Origin of the sequence: Zhenpiania hominis, from assembly GCF_014333425.1 — a bacterium.
GTDB classification, from domain to species: domain Bacteria; phylum Bacillota; class Clostridia; order Peptostreptococcales; family Anaerovoracaceae; genus Hominibacterium; species Hominibacterium hominis.
In genome coordinates this window covers 1-17,976 of record NZ_JACRYT010000015.1, presented here as the reverse complement: position 1 = coordinate 17,976, position 17,976 = coordinate 1, and the positions used below count along the sequence as shown (strand labels likewise).

The 17,976-nt window shown below is 47.5% G+C and carries 20 protein-coding genes, 1 tRNA gene and 1 riboswitch; of the genes, 1 reads left to right on the top strand and 20 read right to left on the bottom strand.

Features of this window, described 5'->3' with window-relative positions; translation table 11 throughout:
- Positions 1-90 precede the first annotated feature (90 nt).
- The 7 genes from H9L42_RS12130 to H9L42_RS12100 all read right to left on the bottom strand — a co-directional run bounded on the left by H9L42_RS12130 (position 91) and on the right by H9L42_RS12100 (position 8,744).
- The gene (locus tag H9L42_RS12130; RefSeq protein ID WP_187303665.1) at positions 91-1,269 is read right to left on the bottom strand and encodes an Ig-like domain-containing protein; all 1,179 of its coding nucleotides are present in this window, start codon (positions 1,267-1,269) and stop codon (positions 91-93) included.
- Positions 1,270-1,299: 30 nt separating this feature from the next.
- Complete coding sequence (locus H9L42_RS12125; RefSeq protein ID WP_187303664.1) at positions 1,300-2,460, bottom strand: Ig-like domain-containing protein; 1,161 nt, start codon at positions 2,458-2,460, stop codon at positions 1,300-1,302.
- Between the two features lie 18 nt (positions 2,461-2,478).
- Positions 2,479-4,698 (bottom strand): S8 family serine peptidase, encoded by a 2,220-nt coding sequence (locus H9L42_RS12120; RefSeq protein ID WP_187303663.1) that lies wholly within the window; start codon positions 4,696-4,698, stop codon positions 2,479-2,481.
- 233 nt (positions 4,699-4,931) lie between these two features.
- Complete coding sequence (groL, locus tag H9L42_RS12115; protein ID WP_187303662.1) at positions 4,932-6,572, bottom strand: chaperonin GroEL; 1,641 nt, start codon at positions 6,570-6,572, stop codon at positions 4,932-4,934.
- 23 nt (positions 6,573-6,595) lie between these two features.
- The gene (locus H9L42_RS12110) at positions 6,596-6,874 is read right to left on the bottom strand and encodes a co-chaperone GroES (protein ID WP_187303661.1); all 279 of its coding nucleotides are present in this window, start codon (positions 6,872-6,874) and stop codon (positions 6,596-6,598) included.
- Positions 6,875-7,055: 181 nt separating this feature from the next.
- A complete protein-coding gene (locus H9L42_RS12105) occupies positions 7,056-7,934 on the bottom strand; it encodes a DNA-3-methyladenine glycosylase family protein (protein WP_187303660.1) in 879 nt (292 codons plus the stop codon).
- Positions 7,935-8,744: a hypothetical protein gene (locus H9L42_RS12100; protein ID WP_187303659.1), complete on the bottom strand. Its 810-nt coding sequence runs from the start codon at positions 8,742-8,744 to the stop codon at positions 7,935-7,937.
- Between the two features lie 72 nt (positions 8,745-8,816).
- On the opposite strand from H9L42_RS12100, the gene H9L42_RS12095 reads away from it, so the two are divergent.
- Positions 8,817-8,987 (top strand): DUF362 domain-containing protein, encoded by a 171-nt coding sequence (locus H9L42_RS12095; RefSeq protein WP_187303658.1) that lies wholly within the window; start codon positions 8,817-8,819, stop codon positions 8,985-8,987.
- A 105-nt stretch (positions 8,988-9,092) separates the two neighbouring features.
- Here H9L42_RS12095 and H9L42_RS12090 read toward each other — a convergent pair whose 3' ends face one another.
- The 13 genes from H9L42_RS12090 to H9L42_RS12030 form a co-directional block, all read right to left on the bottom strand.
- On the bottom strand, positions 9,093-9,752 hold the full coding sequence (locus H9L42_RS12090) for a redox-sensing transcriptional repressor Rex (RefSeq protein ID WP_187303711.1): 660 nt from the start codon (positions 9,750-9,752) through the stop codon (positions 9,093-9,095).
- 87 nt (positions 9,753-9,839) lie between these two features.
- Positions 9,840-10,064, bottom strand: coding sequence for an acyl carrier protein (acpP, locus tag H9L42_RS12085; protein WP_465270666.1), 225 nt, complete (start codon positions 10,062-10,064; stop codon positions 9,840-9,842).
- A gap of 154 nt (positions 10,065-10,218) precedes the next feature.
- On the bottom strand, positions 10,219-12,192 hold the full coding sequence (gene abc-f / locus H9L42_RS12080; protein ID WP_187303656.1) for a ribosomal protection-like ABC-F family protein: 1,974 nt from the start codon (positions 12,190-12,192) through the stop codon (positions 10,219-10,221).
- A gap of 16 nt (positions 12,193-12,208) precedes the next feature.
- Complete coding sequence (gene tsaD / locus H9L42_RS12075; RefSeq protein ID WP_187303655.1) at positions 12,209-13,225, bottom strand: tRNA (adenosine(37)-N6)-threonylcarbamoyltransferase complex transferase subunit TsaD; 1,017 nt, start codon at positions 13,223-13,225, stop codon at positions 12,209-12,211.
- A 9-nt stretch (positions 13,226-13,234) separates the two neighbouring features.
- Positions 13,235-13,441, bottom strand: coding sequence for a hypothetical protein (locus H9L42_RS12070; RefSeq protein WP_187303654.1), 207 nt, complete (start codon positions 13,439-13,441; stop codon positions 13,235-13,237).
- A 66-nt stretch (positions 13,442-13,507) separates the two neighbouring features.
- On the bottom strand, positions 13,508-13,972 hold the full coding sequence (rimI, locus tag H9L42_RS12065; protein ID WP_187303653.1) for a ribosomal protein S18-alanine N-acetyltransferase: 465 nt from the start codon (positions 13,970-13,972) through the stop codon (positions 13,508-13,510).
- Positions 13,969-14,655, bottom strand: coding sequence for a tRNA (adenosine(37)-N6)-threonylcarbamoyltransferase complex dimerization subunit type 1 TsaB (gene tsaB, locus H9L42_RS12060; protein ID WP_187303652.1), 687 nt, complete (start codon positions 14,653-14,655; stop codon positions 13,969-13,971). Before tsaB ends, rimI begins: the two co-directional genes overlap by 4 nt.
- Complete coding sequence (gene tsaE / locus H9L42_RS12055; protein ID WP_187303651.1) at positions 14,643-15,062, bottom strand: tRNA (adenosine(37)-N6)-threonylcarbamoyltransferase complex ATPase subunit type 1 TsaE; 420 nt, start codon at positions 15,060-15,062, stop codon at positions 14,643-14,645. The genes tsaB and tsaE overlap by 13 nt, the downstream gene beginning before the upstream one ends.
- A gap of 70 nt (positions 15,063-15,132) precedes the next feature.
- The gene (locus tag H9L42_RS12050) at positions 15,133-15,489 is read right to left on the bottom strand and encodes a MerR family transcriptional regulator (protein ID WP_187303650.1); all 357 of its coding nucleotides are present in this window, start codon (positions 15,487-15,489) and stop codon (positions 15,133-15,135) included.
- Between the two features lie 91 nt (positions 15,490-15,580).
- Positions 15,581-16,483, bottom strand: a complete 903-nt coding sequence (locus H9L42_RS12045; RefSeq protein ID WP_187303649.1) for a LysR family transcriptional regulator — start codon at positions 16,481-16,483, stop codon at positions 15,581-15,583.
- An 82-nt stretch (positions 16,484-16,565) separates the two neighbouring features.
- Positions 16,566-16,642, bottom strand: a tRNA-Pro gene (locus tag H9L42_RS12040).
- Between the two features lie 187 nt (positions 16,643-16,829).
- Positions 16,830-17,387: an ECF transporter S component gene (locus tag H9L42_RS12035; protein ID WP_207734972.1), complete on the bottom strand. Its 558-nt coding sequence runs from the start codon at positions 17,385-17,387 to the stop codon at positions 16,830-16,832.
- 99 nt (positions 17,388-17,486) lie between these two features.
- A riboswitch (FMN riboswitch) is annotated at positions 17,487-17,619 on the bottom strand.
- Positions 17,620-17,733: 114 nt separating this feature from the next.
- On the bottom strand, positions 17,734-17,976 hold a 243-nt coding region (locus H9L42_RS12030; RefSeq protein WP_187302588.1), incomplete at its 5' end, for a hypothetical protein.

The window sequence follows — 17,976 nt, the reverse complement described above, 5'->3', positions numbered from 1 at the left end:
CTATCCTCCTCTTTTCCCAACGATCATATTTTTCCATTGGATTCATTATACCACAAAGTACGAAAATCTAACAAGCTAAAGCGAACTCTATCATAGGAACGCAAACGGATTTTCCTCGGTAATCAGCGTATGCGCGGAAGCTGCCAGGAATTGGTTTTCGCCAAGGGAGACTCCTTTCACATATCCCCCTGTCACATCAACCCTCAGATTCCCGACATAATTGGTACTGAACCCCTCATAGAACGCTTCGCCATTGGGCTCATCTGAATAATCCGTGTACTCTACTCCCCACTGAGTTGCCAGCTTTTTCTCTACCTCTGCGCCTTTTTTATCTCCCGGTTTTACACCTAAGTAGTCAAAATTCGCCGGTTCTGCGACGGAAAATCCGAGTACTCGTCCCTTCCCCTCAATTACGGCTAATTCCTTTTCAGACTTTCCGTAATAATGTACTTTGATATTCCCATCTGCGTATCCAAATTCGGAAATATGTCTAGCCGCCGGATCATCCGCGGGAGTACCTGTATAAATGCGATGGAACTTCTCGTTTAAAGAAGAAATAGGCTCTCCCAGGGAAACCGTTTTTCCATCAATGGTGGCCGAATAATTGACAACCGTCACTTTTCCCTTCGCCTGCACACCGTTATGGGCTCTTGCGGTAATCACCGCGGAACCCGTTTTCACAGCCGTGACAATTCCTCGTTTGCTGACTTTCACAACCTTTGGGTTGCTGCTCTTCCATACCAGCTTTTTACTAACAATATTTCTCCATGGTTTTATATCCCTCGGCATCCTTGTTTGATAGCCCGGATACAAGCCTTCCAGGTTGATAATCGAAACATCCTTTATATTCTTTTTCTTCGACTTCTTGGTTTGCGGCTTTGCGGTAACTACATAAGAAATCTTTCCCGCTCTTTTCTTTCCCTTTACTTTCTGATAAGCGCGTACCTTATAGCGGTAAACCCGATCGGTTTTCAACCCTCTATTAATCCAGCTTCTTTTTTTAGCAGAAAGAGTCTTTACTTTTTTATACTTCTTCTTATTGCGGTCATAGCGATAGACAAAATAGCCCTTCGCATGTTTCACTTTTTTCCACGAAAGTTTTACCGCATGCCTATTTGCCGAAACAGCCTTTACCCTCTCAGGCGCGTCTAGCCTGGAGGACGCCGCATAACTTGTCGTGTTCTTACCCTCTAGTAATGGTGCCGCGGACACCCCTACCAAAAAAGCCAGAACCACTGCCAAATAACGTACTGCTTTTTTAATCTTCATAACACATTCCCTCCTAATTAAATTACACTTTTACATAAAAATCAACGTGTACGCCAAATCTGCCATCATAGTTTCTCCGCCGACAGCAATTCCTCTGACATGTCCTCCGGTCACATCTACCAGAAGCTCTGTAATATACCCGTCGCCATAACCCTCATAGTAATCAAGCCCGCCTTCACTGCTTTCATCGTAATATTCCAAATCCGGCCACCGTTTTTTCAGCCGCTGTTCTAGTTGACTACCTTTCGGCTCTCCGTTTTTAATCCCCATAAGATTAAAACTCGCTTCGTCGGTAGAGGCAAACCCAATGACCCTGCCTTTTTGCGCAATAACGGTCAGTTCCCCTGCGGAAGATCCATAAACATGAACCTTGACCCGCTTATCAGTCACGCCCCAATCTTCCATCAGCTTGCCAATCAAACTGTCAGTAATGGAGCCAGTATATGGTTTTCCGAATTTCCGATTCAGAGAAGAAATCTTTTCGCCCAAAGAAACGGATTTTCCATTTATCTCGGCTTTATAATCAATAACTTTCACTCGGCACACTGCCTGTGTACCATTGTGCGCCCTGGCTGTCACATGTGCCGTTCCTGTCCGCACAGCTGTAAGGACGCCGCTTTTGCTGACTTTTACAATATTCGGATTGCTGCTCTCCCAAACCAATTTTTTGCTAACTATATTGCGCCATGGATCTGTGTAAGCCTCCATCTCCATTCGGTATCCCGGATAAAGACCATCTATCCGCTTTCTCATATAGACCCGGCGGACATTCTTTTTTCCGCTCTTTTTTGTCTGCGGTTTTACGGAAACTACGTAGGAGGCTCTTCCTGTCTGATATTTTCCCGCTGCCGTGCGGTAAGCCCGTACTTTGTAACGGTACACCTGATCCGTATTCAATCCCCGGTTGATCCATCTTTTCTTTTTCGCGGAAAGTTTTTTTATCTTAACATATTTTTTACTGCCTTTTTCATATCGATAGATAAAGTAGCCCTCTGCTTTTTTTACCTTTTTCCAGGAAAGCTTCACCGAATGGGCGTCTTCAGAAACTGCTTTTACCTGCCTCGGCGCCTTCAGTCTGGAAGCTGCCGCATAACTTACGTCAGCCTTTCCGCCAATCAGCGGAGCTGCCGTCGCCGCGACCAGAAAGACCAATATAAATGCCAGACAGCGCATATTTGTTTGCTTTTTCATAATACATCTCCTTCAAGGCTACCGTTTTACACTCTTTGGAAAAGAGAAGGTTCCGTATCCTTTTTTCCCTGCGGTTTTACGATATGCCCGAACTTTGAAGTAATAACGTTTCCCGGATTTTAACCGCTGGCTTGCATAAGAAGTGGCGCTCTTTCCCTGAATCGCGGCTACCTTCTTATAACCCTTTCTCTTCTTTTTCGATCGGTATATCTGGTATCCCTGAGCGCCTTTCACCTCGTTCCAGGAAAGCAGCGCGCGTCCTCCCTCTACTCTCGCTTCCAGAGCAGGCCGTTTTAAAGTAGTTTTCTTTCTGACGATATTGGAAGCATCACTGTAGACGGTTTTTCCGTTTTCTCTCAGATAAGCTTTTACCCGATAGTAATATTTTTTCCCTGCCACAGCTTTGCGATCAAAATAATGGGTTGTCTTTCTGCCGACTTTGTAGATTCTTTTATATGGCCCCGTTCGCTTTGTCGCCCGATAAAGGATATATCCTTTCGCTTTCTTGGATCGATTCCAGGAAAGCCGGATCCCCTTATAACCCTTAGCCTTTCCTTTCAATGTCATGTAAAGTGCCGATGTAGCGCAGAATTCCGGTTCAGAGGCGATTCCATATACTTTTTTTCCGTTGATGTTCTTGTAAGCGGAAACTTTATAGCAATAGTTCGTATCCGTTTCCAACCCTTTGTCCAAAAAGCTGCGGCTGCCGGACGCGGAAACGGCTCTGATTTTCTTATATTCTCCAGTAAGACCCGAGGCTCTGTAAACATCATAGCCCTCTGCCGCAGATGCCGGCGACCAGGAAACTTGGATACTGCGAATCCCCTTATTTTTTAGACTGACAGTGGATCTTCCCGGAATCGCGGCGGCCTTCTGAGAAAGGGCTTTTTCTGCGTCAAGGAGTCCCCATCCGTAATAAATGTCATATCCTTTCGCTCCTAAATCCCGGGCAGTATTTCTCAGATGATTGGTGATTTCCATTCCTGAAGCCGCGGGATTTTTCAATTGATACAATGCGGCCGCTGCTGATACGTGAGGCGCCGCTCCGGATGTCCCAGACATTTTCAGGTAATAGCCGGATTCATGGTTTCCGTATATCTCCCCAATTTCTTCTTCATTAGCTGTTTTCGCAATTTTTTCAGGAAACGGGCTCATAATAAAAAGTCCCGGAGCAACCACATCCAAACCGTCTCCGTAATTTGAAAAGCTTGCCCGTTTGTCATCTTTTTTAGTGGCTCCCACCGACAAAACTCCGTCCAGAGCCGCGGGGAACGCCAAACCGTAAGAAAATCCCGCCTCTTTCAGATATTCAAGTTCCTCAGCCTCATTTCCCGACGCGGCAACCAGCACACAGCCTTTCTGCTGCGCGTACTGCACTGCCTTTTCCAGAAATACACTGTAGGAATAGAAACCCAGGCTGAGATTAATCACATCCGCTCCCTGATCCGCGGCGTATTCGATCCCTTTGATCACATCTGCCAGAGAGCCGTTCCCCTGGTCATCCAGAACCTTTACCGGCAGAATATCCACGGCATAGGTTCCCGCGGCCCCGCTGATTCCGATATCATTCCGCGCGTTTGCCGAAATGATGCCCGCGACCTGCGTGCCGTGGCCTTCATCGTCCGCCCACGCGTTCTGCCCATAGGCGGATCCCTTGGAATTTCTCTTAATAAAAGTTTTTCCCTGCTTTACCCGGCCTTTCAGATCCGGATGGTTTCCATCGACACCGGTATCTACAACCGCCACGGTAGCGCTGCCGGAAACCGCTCCCATTTTGCTCCACGCCTGCGGGGCTTTTATTTTATTCAGCCCCCACTGCTCGTAGCTTTCTTTTGCTTTCGCCGACGCGGCAGTATCCGCTGCCCTGACCATGATATTCGGTTCCACATACTCCACATCATCCAGGGATTCTACTTCCTTCACAAATTCGATTTCCTCTTTTTTACTCAGAGCCGCTGTGTCCGCTTCAATAAGCTGCACATCCGGCAGTACATTTTCCACAACAGAAGCGTCATATTCGGAAAGTTCTTCCTCCACAAGACTGGGCTCCGCGGCTTCCTCTTTATACTGAACCAGATATTCTCCCTGCACCTGCCACGCATCCTGGATCTGCTCCTGCTGCCAGCTTTTATCAGGAATCTCGCCGGATTCCCGATCCTCCGCGGCAAAAGCAGGCATTGCGGTCGCCGCCATTACAAAGGCAGTCACAAGCGCTAATATGCACCCTCTTTTCTTCACAATACACATCCTTTCTTTTCACATATTCATAACACAACAATCACATTTGAGTATTTCTAGTGTATCGCGGTTTCGATCTATTGTCAATTAATTGTCCGCGAATGCAATAAACTTCCGCAAACAAAAAGACGAGTAAAAAGCATGTTGCTCTTCACCCGTCTCTTTTTGCACTCTTTGATACAGCATTCAGACGCTGTTGTTTGTTTTGGAATTTTAGTTCAAGGAAGATACGACTACATCATTCCCGGCATTCCGCCGCCCATTCCTCCTCCCATCGGAGGCATTGCCGGAGCGTCTTCTGCCGGAGCGTCCGTTACGCCAGCTTCTGTTGTCAGGAGCATAGCGGAAGCGGAGGCCGCGTTCTGCAGAGCCGATCTTGTAACCTTAGCAGGGTCTACGATACCTGCGTCGATCATGTTCATATATTCTTCATTTGCCGCGTTGAATCCTACGCCAGCTTCGCTGCCAATTACTTTCGCGACAACTACACTGCCTTCAAATCCCGCGTTTTCCGCAATCTGTCTAACCGGTTCTTCCAGCGCTCTCTGGATAATCGCCGCGCCGGTCTTTTCATCGCCCGCCAGGTCTTTCACATACTTGGCAACTGCCGGAATCGCGTTTGCTAAAGCTACGCCGCCGCCGGATACAATCCCTTCTTCAACAGCCGCTTTGGTCGCGTTCAGCGCGTCTTCAATTCTCAGCTTTCTTTCTTTCAGCTCGGTTTCCGTCGCTGCTCCAACTTTGATAACCGCTACGCCGCCGGACAGTTTCGCAAGTCTTTCCTGCAGTTTTTCTTTGTCAAAGTCGGAAGTGCTTTCTTCTGCCTGAACTTTGATCTGATGAACTCTGGCTTCGATTTCTTTCGCGTCGCCTGCCCCGTCAACAATAACGGTATTTTCTTTGTCAACTTTAACAGTTGCCGCTGTTCCCAGCATATCCAGAGTCGCTTCCTTCAGGTCATAACCTACCTCTTCGGAGATTACGGTACCGCCTGTCAGGATTGCGATATCTTCCATCATAGCCTTTCTTCTATCGCCGAATCCAGGAGCTTTAACCGCAACGCAGTCGAAGGTTCCCTTCAGTTTGTTTACAACGATTGTTGCCAGAGCTTCGCCTTCCAGATCTTCGCAGATGATCAGGAGCTTTCTACCCTGCTGTACAACCTGTTCCAGAATCGGCAGCAGTTCCTGAATGTTGGAAATCTTTTTGTCTGTCAGCAGGATATACGGATTTTCCAGTACTGCTTCCATTTTCTCTGTATCTGTTACCATGTACGCGGATAAATATCCTCTGTCAAACTGCATACCTTCCACAACGTCCAGAGTTGTTCCCATGGATTTTGCTTCTTCTACGGTAATAACGCCGTCTTTTCCTACCTTTTCCATCGCTTCCGCAATCAGTTTTCCGATTTCTTCGTCTGCCGCGGAAACGGACGCAACCTGTGCGATGCTGTCCTTGCTGTCAACTTCCTTGGACAGCTTTTTGATTTCATCTACCGCTACGTCAACCGCGCCCTGGATACCCTTTTTCAGAATCATCGGGTTCGCGCCTGCCGCTACATTTTTAAATCCTTCTCTGATGATGATCTGAGCCAGCAGAGTCGCGGTCGTTGTACCGTCACCGGCTACATCATTCGTTTTTGTGGCGACTTCTTTTACCAGTTGCGCGCCCATGTTTTCCACCGCGTCTTCCAGCTCGATTTCCTTAGCGATAGTAACGCCGTCATTTGTGATAAGCGGGGAGCCGAATTTCTTGTCAAGAAGAACGTTTCTTCCCTTTGGTCCCAATGTGATTTTTACTGTATTCGCAAGCTTATCAACACCTGCCTGTAACTTTCTTCTGGCGTCCTCGCCATAATGTAATTCTTTTGCCACTGTTCAATACCTACCTTTCTGTACTATTCCACGATTGCCAAAACGTCTCTCTGCGTTAAGATCGTATATTCTTCACCCTGATACTTAATCTCTGTTCCCGCGTACTGGGAGAAAATAACCGTATCCCCTACTTTTACTTCCATCTTTTCCTCTTCGGTTCCGGGACCTACCGCGACGATCTCCGCCATCTGCGGTTTTTCCTTGGCCTGACCCGGCAGTACAATGCCGCTGGCAGTCTTTTCTTCCGCTTCTACTCGTTTAATAACCACTCTGTTGCCCAAAGGCTTAATTCCAAAACTCATAGTTTCATCTCCTTCGCTTTTTATCGTTATTTTTTTATTTCCGCCTTGTTAGCACTCACTCTTTTCGAGTGCTAACTATAATTTAATCCTTTCCCGCCAAGTTGTCAACCGTTTTTTTGAATTTTTTGTTAAAGAATTTTAAAACAGGAACCGATCCCCGATTTCTCCAGATTTCGGACATCTATTCCTGTTCTGATTCTCTGATATAGTAAAATAAATACTGCTGGGCGAAGCCTCCGTACCTGCCGAATTTCTTTTTCGCGAATGCCGCGATCTCTTTCGGTGTTTCCAGCCCGTAATAATTTTTCATCACTTTTTTGACCCACACATCCACAGGAAAGCGATCATACTTTCCCAGAGAAAACAGCAGAATGCAGTTGGCTACTTTCGGCCCCACCCCGCAAAATTCTGTAATATAGGAAAAAGCTTCTTCCCCGGAGATCTCAGGATCACTCATGCCCCGCAGGCGCCGCGGCCCGTCCTCCAAAACCTTGCGCGCGGCTTTTACAAGGTACTGTTCCCGATAACCCAGCCTGCACACAGCCAAGTCCTCCGCAGTCAGCTCAGACAGCGCTTCGGGTTCCGGAAACGAATAGAAAGCGCGTCCGCGGTAAGTTCCCGCCGGCTTTCCAAAGCACTCACACAGTGTTTCGATACATTTTCTGATCCGTGGTATATGGTTATTCTGCGAAATAAGAAAGGAGATCAGCGTTTCCCATGGATCCTGCCGTAAAATTCGGATTCCTCTGCCAAAAGCGATGGCTGCCTTCATGACAGGGTCCTCCTGCGCAAGAACATTTTGAATTTCCCGGTAATCTCTGTCCAGATCCAGGTAGTGTTTCCAGAACTCTGAGAATTCGGATTCACTGACATTGGAAAGCACTAACTGCCCCTCGCCAGTATTCTCCTCCTGTTGGTCAAACCGGATATTGGCAATCCTTCCTCCCACGATCCCCGTATAGCTTCCGTCTTCTTCTCTCTGCCAGCGGAATGCCTGTCCGCAGTCAAATACGTGATCCGGAAGAAAATCGCGCACATGCTTCAATATCACCTGGCTCATTCAGCGAAGACTCCTTATTTCAACATTAAAACGGTTCACATTAAACGCCGTCATCGCTTCGATCTGGTTTCCTGCCTGTTCCTGCAGCAGTTTTGCCTGCTCCACCATATTATACCCGTAACGCATTCCCACCAGCGCTGTAATTTCCACACCCCCGTCCGCGGTCGTCATCATCAGCACCCGTATGACATCTTCGATTCCTTCCAGGCTTTCCGCCGCGCATTCCACAATATCGCTGAATACTTTGTCGGAAAGGTTGTAATCTCCCATATAGCTGTATGTGGGGCGGACCACCGATTTTTCCGCCATGGCTCCTTTATTGGCGCTCCATTCTTTAAAAATCAACAGCGGAGACATAAAGTATCCGGAAAACTGTCTCTTCAGCTGGAAAGCCGGCGCCGGGATTACATGTTTTCCCATTTCATGCCGCTGTTTATAAGCAATTGCCCGTTCGCTTTCTGTCGTAATATCGGTAATATAAATAGTTTTGTAAATTTCCGGAAGTTCTAACCGGCCCGCAATCCGTTTTACCATCTCATCCGAAGTGCCGATAACGAGAATTTTTCTCGGTTTGATCTTGCGGATCGCGGACGCCACATCTTTCTGATGTTCCTCTTTTGTGAACAGAGCGGTCTTGACCGCCCCGACTTTTGTCGACTGTCGTTTGGCTGAAATGCCTGCCATTACTTTGTTTTCATAGATAAAGAGCCCATCGTCGATAATTCCGTCAATATTTAATTCCTTACATAGGTTCTGAGCCTGATAGCTCTTCCCTGTCCCACTTTTTCCTACGAGTGCATAAACTTTCATCTTGAATTCTACATATCCTTCTGTTATAATCTGAATGTATCGTGAAGATAAATGTAAAGGAGGTTGTTTACAATGGCTTATGTAATTAAAGATTCTTGCATCAGCTGCGGCGTATGCGCAGGTGAATGCCCGACTGAGGCTATCTCTGAGGGAGATGGAATTTATGTAATCGACGCTGATAAGTGCATTGACTGCGGCGCTTGCGCAGGCGCTTGCCCTGTTGATGCTCCTGTTGAAGCTTAAGACATACATAAATTGGGATAAGCAATCACCGTTTCTTAAAAGAAACGGTGATTTTATTTTTTTACCTTACCATTGAAAAACACATTCCTTTTCTGCTTTTCATTCTTATTTTTCGGCGGCCTTTTCTTTTTCTTCATAGTTGCGGTTCATATGGTATGCCAAAGAATGCAGACTGTCACTGAGGTGCACATTTTCCACCGCAACATATTCCGGAACCTCCAGATCAATCGGAGCGAAGTTCCACAAACCTCTTACTCCCGCAAAGCAGAGTTTATCTGCTACTTCCTGAGCGCTGTCCTTGGTTGTACAAATAATCCCGATATCAATCTGATTCTGCTCCACATAGTCGACAATCGTTTCATAGTCCATTACTTCAATATCATTGATCTTCAGGCCAATCAAGCGCGGATTAATATCAAAAATACCACATACAACGAATCCCGCTTTATAGTAGTAAGTATGATTGGCAATTGCCTGCCCCAGATTCCCGGCTCCTACAATGACCATTTTATATTCTTTGTCCAGTCCCAGAATCGCGCTGATTTCGTTATACAACCCTTCAACATTATAGCCGTACCCTTGCTGTCCAAATCCTCCGAAATTATTCAGGTCCTGACGGATCTGCGAAGCCGTGTATCCAATCAAACTGCTGAACTCGTTGGACGATATTTTATCGACTCCTTTTTTCTGAAGCTCCTTAAGATATCTCCGGTATCTCGGCAGCCTTTTAATCACCGCGTTTGATATTTTCGCGTCTTTCTTCATTCGTTTCCCCAAAATTCCTCCTTAACCTGCAAAACCCGTCAGTTGACGGGTTTTCTTCTGCTTCTTCCTTATGATTAATAAAAGAGTTTACGCTTTTTCTTCTACATATTTTACAATATCTGTTACAGTTTGGAATTTTTCGGCATCTTCATCCGGAACTTCAATATCAAACTCGTCTTCAATTGCCATGATGATTTCTACGGCGTCCAGGGAGTCCGCTTCCAGATCCTTCATCAGATGTGTTTCCATTTTTACCGCATCTTCTTCAACGCCAAGCTGCTCTGCAATAATCTCCTTAATCTTATCAAAAATCATGATATACCTCCATTCAATTCAAACATTAGATCTTTTATTAGATTTGCCCATTGCAATATTATCCGCAAATAACTAAACCTATTATAGAGGACGCGTCTTTATATTGCAACCCGTTTTTTCACTTTTTTCTATACTTTCTTCCTTTTTACGCCTAAATTTCCTGTAATTCCATCCACTTATCGTATTCTTCGGATAATTCCTGTTTAAGTTGTTCCATTTGTCCGCTCAGCTCACGCAGACGTTCCGGATCAACCATCACTTCTTCCCTGCAAAGTTCTTCCTCGATTTCAGAAATCTCCGCTTCCAGCTTCTCAATCCGTTTTTCCGCGTCTTCCTGCTGGCGTTTAAGCCGTCTCTGCCTTGCTTCTTCTTCCTTTTTCAGCTTTCTTAACTCACTGCTGTTAAGCTGCGGCATGTCGGAAGCTTCGCTGGCCTTTTCCTGTGCGCTGTCCCGCGCAAGCGTTTCCAGGTACTGCTTTCCTGACTCAATTTCCTGCTTTTTCTCCACATAATAGTTATATGTACCCAGATAAGAGGTTATACCTTCTTGTCCAAGCTCAAAAATTCTGGTTGGAATCTTATTCAAAAAATAGCGGTCATGGGAAACGACCAGCACGGTTCCCGGAAACTCCAGGAGCGCATCTTCAAAGACTTCCCTGGATTCAATATCCAGATGGTTGGTAGGCTCGTCCAGAAGCAGAACGTTGGGCCCTGACATCATCAGCTTCAAAAGAGACAGCCTCGCTTTTTCTCCGCCGCTCAGGGATCCGACTTTCAGGAAAACATCTTCCCCCTGGAATAAAAATCGCCCCAGGATCGAACGCAGTTCCGTATCTGTATAGAGCCGATACGCGTCATGGAGTTCTTCCAGCACCGTATTGGCGTCGTTTAAAAGGCTTTGTTCCTGATCGTAGTAGCCGAATTCCACATTATATCCGACCTTCAGTCTCCCGCCGGTTGGAGAAAGCTCTCCCCGGATCACTTTCAAAAGTGTGGTTTTTCCCACTCCGTTGGGTCCTACGATACAGATACGTTCACCTCGTTTGATATCAAAATTCACGCCGGAAAACAATCGCTTCTCATTCATGCCGTAGCCAAAGCTTTTCGCCAGATCTTCGGCTAAAAGCACATCATTTCCGCTTTTAAAGTTCTGATGAAATCGGAGTTTCATCTTGCCGCGCAGAGGCTCAGGCCGCTCTACCCGCTCCATAGCCGCGAGCCGCTTTTCCCTGGAAGCTGCCCGTTTGGCCAGTTTTTCCGTACCCCGCTCTTTGAATCTGCGGATCATGTCCTCCTGGCGGGCGATCTCCTTCTGCTGATTCTGATACTGCCGCAGCTGGGTCTCACGCCGCTGCTTTTTCTGCTCCGCGTACTGGCTGTAGCTTCCTTCATAAGTTTCCAGCCTGTGGTTTTCCACTTCGAAAATCCGGTTCACAATCTGATCCAGAAAATATCGGTCATGGGAAACCAGCAAAATCGTACCCTTGTAAGCTTTCAAATACTGCTCCAGCCACTTGAGGGTTCCGATATCCAGATGGTTTGTGGGCTCGTCTAAGAACAGCAGATCCGGCTTTTTTAAAAGAAGGCACGCCAGGGCCAGACGGGTCCGCTCTCCTCCGCTGAGGGTGGAGATTTTTTTATTGTAAAACTCTTCTCCAAAGGCCATGCTGCTGAGGACCCCGTTCATTTCGCTCTTATAGCTGTATCCGCCTTTGTCCCGGTATTCCTGCTGCATCTGATCGTAACGGGCCAGCATCCGATCCACTTCCGGTCCGCTCTCACCCTTTTCCGCTTTTTCCGAAATGGCGGCGGACAGTTCCAGCATTTCCTCCTCCATCCGGGCCATCCCTGAAAAAATCGCTTCCACTTCTTCAATCACAGTATGTTCCGACCGGAAATTATCGCTTTGCTTTAAATAGCCGATGGTTTTATCGGACTGCAGAAAAAAGTCGCCGCCGTCACAGGAAAGCTCTCCCGACAGCATTTTAAGAAGGGTTGTTTTTCCCGCGCCGTTGGCTCCGATAATCCCAATTCGGTCCCCTTCGTTGATGTGAAAGGAAACATCCCGCAGAATCACATCAACGCCGTATGTTTTTGTTAAATCCTTCGCGGATAAAATAATCATATTCTCTTCCTCTTTTTTATAATGGCAGCTGGGGAACCGCGTCCAGTGTCAGATCATCGGTATATCCCGCTCTGTATTTATAGTAGGCCGCGCATCCGATCATCGCGGCGTTATCGGTGCATAAAACAGGAGAAGGATAGTAAAGCTCGATCCCTTCCTTTTCGCACGCTTCTTTCATCATATCCCGTAGCCGGCTGTTTGCCGCGACGCCTCCCGCTAAGACGATCTTGTCTTTTTTCATCTTTACCGCCGCGCCTACGGTCTTCGCTACAATCACGTCCAGAACAGCCTGCTGAAAACTCGCCGCCACGTCTGCGGTGTGAATTTCTCTTCCCGCCTGTTTTTCCGAGTTCACATAATTGAGCACCCCGGTTTTAATTCCGCTGAAGCTGAAATCCAGGCTGTCCTTTTCCAGAAACACCCGCTTGAATTCTACGGCGTGAGAATTTCCCTCTCTGGCGATTTTATCAATTTTCGGGCCTCCGGGGTATCCGAGTCCCAGAACTCTGGCAACCTTGTCATAGGCTTCGCCCGCCGCGTCGTCTCTGGTCTGTCCCAGAATACGGCACTCATTATAATCGGTCACTTCCACAATGTTGGTGTGTCCGCCGGAAATCACCAGAGCCATAAACGGCGGCTCCAGATTTTTGTGTTCTATGTAATTGGCGCAGATATGCCCCTGTATGTGATGTACGCCTACCAAAGGTTTTCCTGTCGCCAGGGAGAAAGCCTTTGCCGTGGCGAGGCCGATTAGAAGGGCTCCCACAAGCCCCGGCCCGTAGGTGACTCCGATCAGATCAATGTCCCGCATCTTTACATTTGCTTCCTTCAGCGCTTCTTCCGTTACTCGATTGATATTGGAAAGATGGTGGCGGGACGCGATTTCCGGAACCACTCCTCCAAACACTTTATGTACATCGATCTGCGACGCGATCACATTGGAAAGGACGTCTCGTCCTCCCCTGAGAATGGCGACTGAAGTCTCGTCGCAGCTGGACTCAATCGCCATTGTCAGTAAATTTTTATCCTTCATATTCTTCCTCTATTCCAGGGGGAAGATGCTGCTCTGCGCTTTTACAACGCATTTGTTGTCCGGGGACAGATGTCTGCAGTTTTCACAGGACTGGTACGTACTCATGTTAAAGGTGTCAAAGTCATGCCTCCTGGAAAAATGGCTGCAGTGGGAAGCCACTGCCATCATGTCGTCCCCTTCCCGGCCTTCCTCATAAAAGTCATCGACTCGTCTCATGATTTCCTCCTCGCAGTAAAGATTACTACTAGTATTTTACGGAAATCTGTTTTTATTCTGATTTTGCTAGTTTTTCAAAGGTTCGGCCGGATCTCTCCACATAATAACCGCATCTTCTCCGTTATCTTTATAATATCCTCTTCTGAGTCCTTCTTCTTTAAAATCAAACTTTCGATACAGCGCCTTGGCCGCTTCATTGGAACTCCTGACCTCCAGCGTAAAACGCCGGATTCCTCCCGCTTCACTGTAGGCCAGAACCACCGCTACAATGGCGGAAGCAACGTGTTTCCCTCTGTGATCCGGATGAACGGCCACGTTAGTAACATGACCCTCATCGACAATATGCCACATTCCCATATAGCCGACAACTTCTCCATCCAGCTCTGCGACTACATAAAAAGCCAGCTCATTTTCCACCAGTTCCTGGCGGATAGAGTCTCTGCTCCATGGCGTCGCAAAGCAGATCTTTTCCAATTCCGCAATTGCGTCGATGTCTCCGGCGTCTGCCTCTCTGATTACTAAGTCACTCATTTTTTCTTTTCTTCCAGTCTCCGTTCCGCCTCGGCTTTTCTCATATAGTCCGGCATCAATTCTTCATAGTCTGTTTCCAATCCCGCCTCCAGCATATCTTTCGCAAGCCGCGCGACAGACGCGGCAGATTGAAAGCGCGCCGCTTCCGGAGCAATGATTTCTCCTTCAAAAAAGCCTTCGTACGCCCGAATTCCATCGCCAAAGAACATTCTCTTTTCTCCTGCCCGCTCGGCCTCTTTGAGAAAATCTTCAATCGCGTAAGGCGCTCCTTTTACAGCCTCTTCAATTTTCCCCTCATTCCACCGGTACGCGCCCGCGTAAACCTGGCTCCTGCGAGCGTCAAAGACCGGACAGATCAGTCCGTCATAATCCGGCATGTTGTAGGCAAAAGCTTTCAGTGTCGGTACTCCAATCGTCTTTCTCCCAAGCGCCTGCGCGAGCGCTCTTGCCGTGGCAACTCCAATCCGGATTCCTGTAAAGGAGCCGGGGCCCTTTGATGCTGCAATTACAGTCATATCGTCTAACTGCAATTTATTTTCTTCCAGCAATTCTTTTACCATCGGCAGCAGAGACTGGAGATGATTCAGCACTTCTTCCGATCGCTTTTCAAAAACAGTCCCCTTCTCATCAATGATCGCTGCCGAAGCATGCGCCCCTGTTGTTTCCAAGGCTAAAATGTACATTGATAAATTCTTTCCTCCTGGTTCTTTCCATATTCAATCCGGATTACTTTTGTATATTCCGGAAGCAGTTCCTCAATCAGATCCGCCCATTCAATGACGCATACGCCGTCCCCATAAAAATACTCTTCATAACCCAGTTCGTACATTTCTTCCGGATCTCCGATACGGTACACGTCGAAGTGGTATAAGGGCAGCCGTCCCTGTCGGTATTCCTGGACGATCGTAAAGGTGGGGCTGGTAATGACCTCCTGAATTCCCAGTCCCTCGGCAATGTATTTGGTGAGCGCGGTTTTTCCGGTTCCAAGATCTCCGATCAGCGCGACAATGTCGCCTTTCCCCAGAGAGGCTCCAAGTTCCAGACCAAAGGCTCTCGTCTCGTCTTCATTTTTTAAAATCAATTTTCTCATATCATTTTATTCTACCACAGGAATTACAGATTTGAAAAGAATTTCATTAAAAAAGCAGGAATGCCGATTTTCAGCGTTCCTGCTCCGCATTCTGAATTTTATACCGGAGATAGTCCAGGCGATCCAGCTGCTTCTGTCTCAGATGGATTTCATCCAGCGCCGCCCCCCGTTTCCGGTTGAGCATCTCCATCCTTGCTTTTCTCGTATCCCCCTCCTCCGCGAGAAGGCGCATGTACCGCTCCACCTCCTGATTTGTAAATCCGATGTCATGGAGCGTCATGATCATACTGAGACGTTCCAGATCCCGTTCGTCATACTGCCAGGAGCCCATCACTTTTTTTACTTCGCCGCAAAGACCCCAGCTTTCGTATTCTTTTAAGATTTCGATGGGGATTCGGTAACGCTCGCTTGCTTCATAAATAGTCACCGCTTACTCCTTTCCGGCACTCCCGCTGTAAGAGGCCTTCCCTTTCCGGGTCACTTTTATTGTAAGAAGCAACGGCAAAAAAGTCTAATACTTATCTTTCATCGTCGTCTATGCCTTTTGCGTATTCCTTCACATACTCCTTGACATGTTCGATAAACGCGGTGGTTGCCGAGGAAAAAACCTGTTCTTTTTTCCACGCCAGTACGGTGCCGTATTCCAGCGCCGGAGACAGCGGCACAAAGCACAGGTTCTTATATTCGCACTCCAGTTTAATACCGACGGAAATCCCGATTCCGCTTTCCGCCATCATAGCCTGGTTATACAGGAGGTTTCCGGTTGCCGCCAGCTTTATTTCTCCCGCGTAATCGCCGAACCATTTCTCAATCCGGCTGTTTGTAATGCTCCCTGACGGCAGGATCAGCGGATATGGAATCAGATCCTCCGGCGTCACGGCTTCCTTTTTCGCCAGATCCGAGTCTCTGCGCACCAGAATGCCGCAGATTTCCTTCTGCCTGGCATAGGCAAAGTCGTATTTGCGGATATCGATCGGTTCGGTCATCAGACCCAGATCCAGGAGTCCCCGCTCCATATATTCCTGAATGTTTGTGGAATTTCCGCTATGGATTTCATAGCGCACCAAAGGATGTTTTTCACGGAAAGAGGCGATAAGCTGTGACAGGAACTGCGTGGACTGAAATTCCCCGCTTCCGATAGTAATCTCCCCGGTCAGCGCGTCTTCCCGATGGAGAAGTTCCCGTTTTGTTTTATCGGCAAGAGACAGCATCTCCTGCGCCCTCCGTTTCAGGATCATACCGTCCTCGGTCAGATTGATATGATGATTGCTGCGGGTAAAAAGCTGCACGCCCAGTTCTTCTTCCAGCTGCGCGATCTGCCGCGATAAGGTCGGCTGTGTTACATGAAGCGACTGCGCCGCTTTTGTGATATTTTCTTCTCTGGCGATTGCCAGAAAGTAGTTCAGTACTCGAAGTTCCATGCTTTTCCACCACCTTTTTTGATTGCGATCAAAAAACAGCTTCACAGGCGGAAGCTATTTTCTGATACAGTCTTTCTGATTCTGGTCTGAGTGACAGGAGTCGAACCTGCGGCCTCGTGGACCCCATCCACGCGCGCTACCAAACTGCGCCACACCCAGTTGTCTGCTACCATTTTATGCGGTTTCCTTATATTTTATCACAAAAACAGCATAGTGCAAGCGGATGTCTAAAAAAAGTTTCCGCGAAAAATACCCGGCAGAACTTTTTCCAAAATCTGACGGGCATTTCTCTATATGGTAAGGTATTTACATGACACGATTTCCGCGCCTGACTGACGGCGCCCGATTATCTATGCAGGAATCGGGAGATCCTCTTATACAGGAAAAACGTTATGACCGCGTTAATTCCAGCCTTCACAAAATTAAACGCCAGAATAAACGGCAGCAGCGCGACGACCGCGTCTCTGGGAAGCCCCATAAAGATCGGCGTAATAATCAGATTCGCGGGAAGCATAATCGCCGTCATTGCCAAAACTCCCGCAATCAGCGCGATGATTGCCTTTTTCTTGCTCTTATGATTCCGATAGATCAGTCCCGCTACCAAAACAAAAGTTCCTGTGGCGATAATATGCATAATGATCCCGTAAGGCCCGCTCTGGGCGCTTACAGTCAGCCCCTGAATAACGGATGTTACAACCGTCATCACCAGGCCTCCCAAAGGCCCGAAAGCAAAGGTTCCGATCAGAATCGGGATATCCGCCGGATCATACTCTAAAAATCCCACTACCGGGAAAATCGGAAAATGGATAAACGTCACCAGTACAATGGAAATCGCCACCATCATTCCCATCTTCGCAAGCAGCGACGCTTTTGACTGTTTGTTTAAATTCACTTCGCTCATCATTGATTCCTCCAATTCTATCATGTTTTCCAGGAATCTGTCAGGTCATTAAAAAAGCTCTGGAAAAAATTCCAGAGCAAAATCACAAAATACAAAGAGTATCCTGAGTTTCTTTCATCCGGACTATACCGTCGGTACGGGATTCCCACCCGCTCGGCCCCGCAAGGCTCGTGGACTTATCGCCTAAACGCGCATCACCACCGGTGAGGACTTTCACCTCGCCCTGAAACAGATTATCTTTACTCTTCTATTATAGGAGAAGCCTTTTGGTTTGTCAAATTTTTGCCGCCGGATGGCGGTGTCAAGTTGTTGTGGAGTTTTTGGTTGACAGATCCAAAATGATTATCATCTAGCTTAGCGGTATGCCTCTGTTCATGCTAAGGCTTCTGATCAGTGTCTGGGTTCCGCTGCTTCCATCGAAAACAGGCTCTCTCCTCTCAAATATGCTGAAATCAATCGCTCCCTCGCAGGCCTCCTCTATGATCCGTTCTGCATATTCACCATAGCTGCCTTTTCCTCTGTCTTTGTCCTTGAAATCCCTCGCTTCTATCTTTCCTCGGTTCTTTATGTATATCCTCTGCTTCGTCAGTTT

Coding starts and splice junctions, on each gene's coding strand:
- H9L42_RS12130 (WP_187303665.1), bottom strand. CDS start 1,269: ATGAAGATTAAAAAAGCAGTACGTTATTTGGCAGTGGTTCTGGCTTTT.
- H9L42_RS12125 (WP_187303664.1), bottom strand. CDS start 2,460: ATGAAAAAGCAAACAAATATGCGCTGTCTGGCATTTATATTGGTCTTT.
- H9L42_RS12110 (WP_187303661.1), bottom strand. CDS start 6,874: ATGAGTTTTGGAATTAAGCCTTTGGGCAACAGAGTGGTTATTAAACGA.
- H9L42_RS12105 (WP_187303660.1), bottom strand. CDS start 7,934: ATGAGCCAGGTGATATTGAAGCATGTGCGCGATTTTCTTCCGGATCAC.
- H9L42_RS12100 (WP_187303659.1), bottom strand. CDS start 8,744: ATGAAAGTTTATGCACTCGTAGGAAAAAGTGGGACAGGGAAGAGCTAT.
- H9L42_RS12095 (WP_187303658.1), top strand. CDS start 8,817: ATGGCTTATGTAATTAAAGATTCTTGCATCAGCTGCGGCGTATGCGCA.
- H9L42_RS12090 (WP_187303711.1), bottom strand. CDS start 9,752: ATGAAGAAAGACGCGAAAATATCAAACGCGGTGATTAAAAGGCTGCCG.
- abc-f (WP_187303656.1), bottom strand. CDS start 12,192: ATGATTATTTTATCCGCGAAGGATTTAACAAAAACATACGGCGTTGAT.
- tsaD (WP_187303655.1), bottom strand. CDS start 13,225: ATGAAGGATAAAAATTTACTGACAATGGCGATTGAGTCCAGCTGCGAC.
- H9L42_RS12070 (WP_187303654.1), bottom strand. CDS start 13,441: ATGAGACGAGTCGATGACTTTTATGAGGAAGGCCGGGAAGGGGACGAC.
- rimI (WP_187303653.1), bottom strand. CDS start 13,972: ATGAGTGACTTAGTAATCAGAGAGGCAGACGCCGGAGACATCGACGCA.
- tsaB (WP_187303652.1), bottom strand. CDS start 14,655: ATGTACATTTTAGCCTTGGAAACAACAGGGGCGCATGCTTCGGCAGCG.
- tsaE (WP_187303651.1), bottom strand. CDS start 15,062: ATGAGAAAATTGATTTTAAAAAATGAAGACGAGACGAGAGCCTTTGGT.
- H9L42_RS12045 (WP_187303649.1), bottom strand. CDS start 16,483: ATGGAACTTCGAGTACTGAACTACTTTCTGGCAATCGCCAGAGAAGAA.
- H9L42_RS12035 (WP_207734972.1), bottom strand. CDS start 17,387: ATGATGAGCGAAGTGAATTTAAACAAACAGTCAAAAGCGTCGCTGCTT.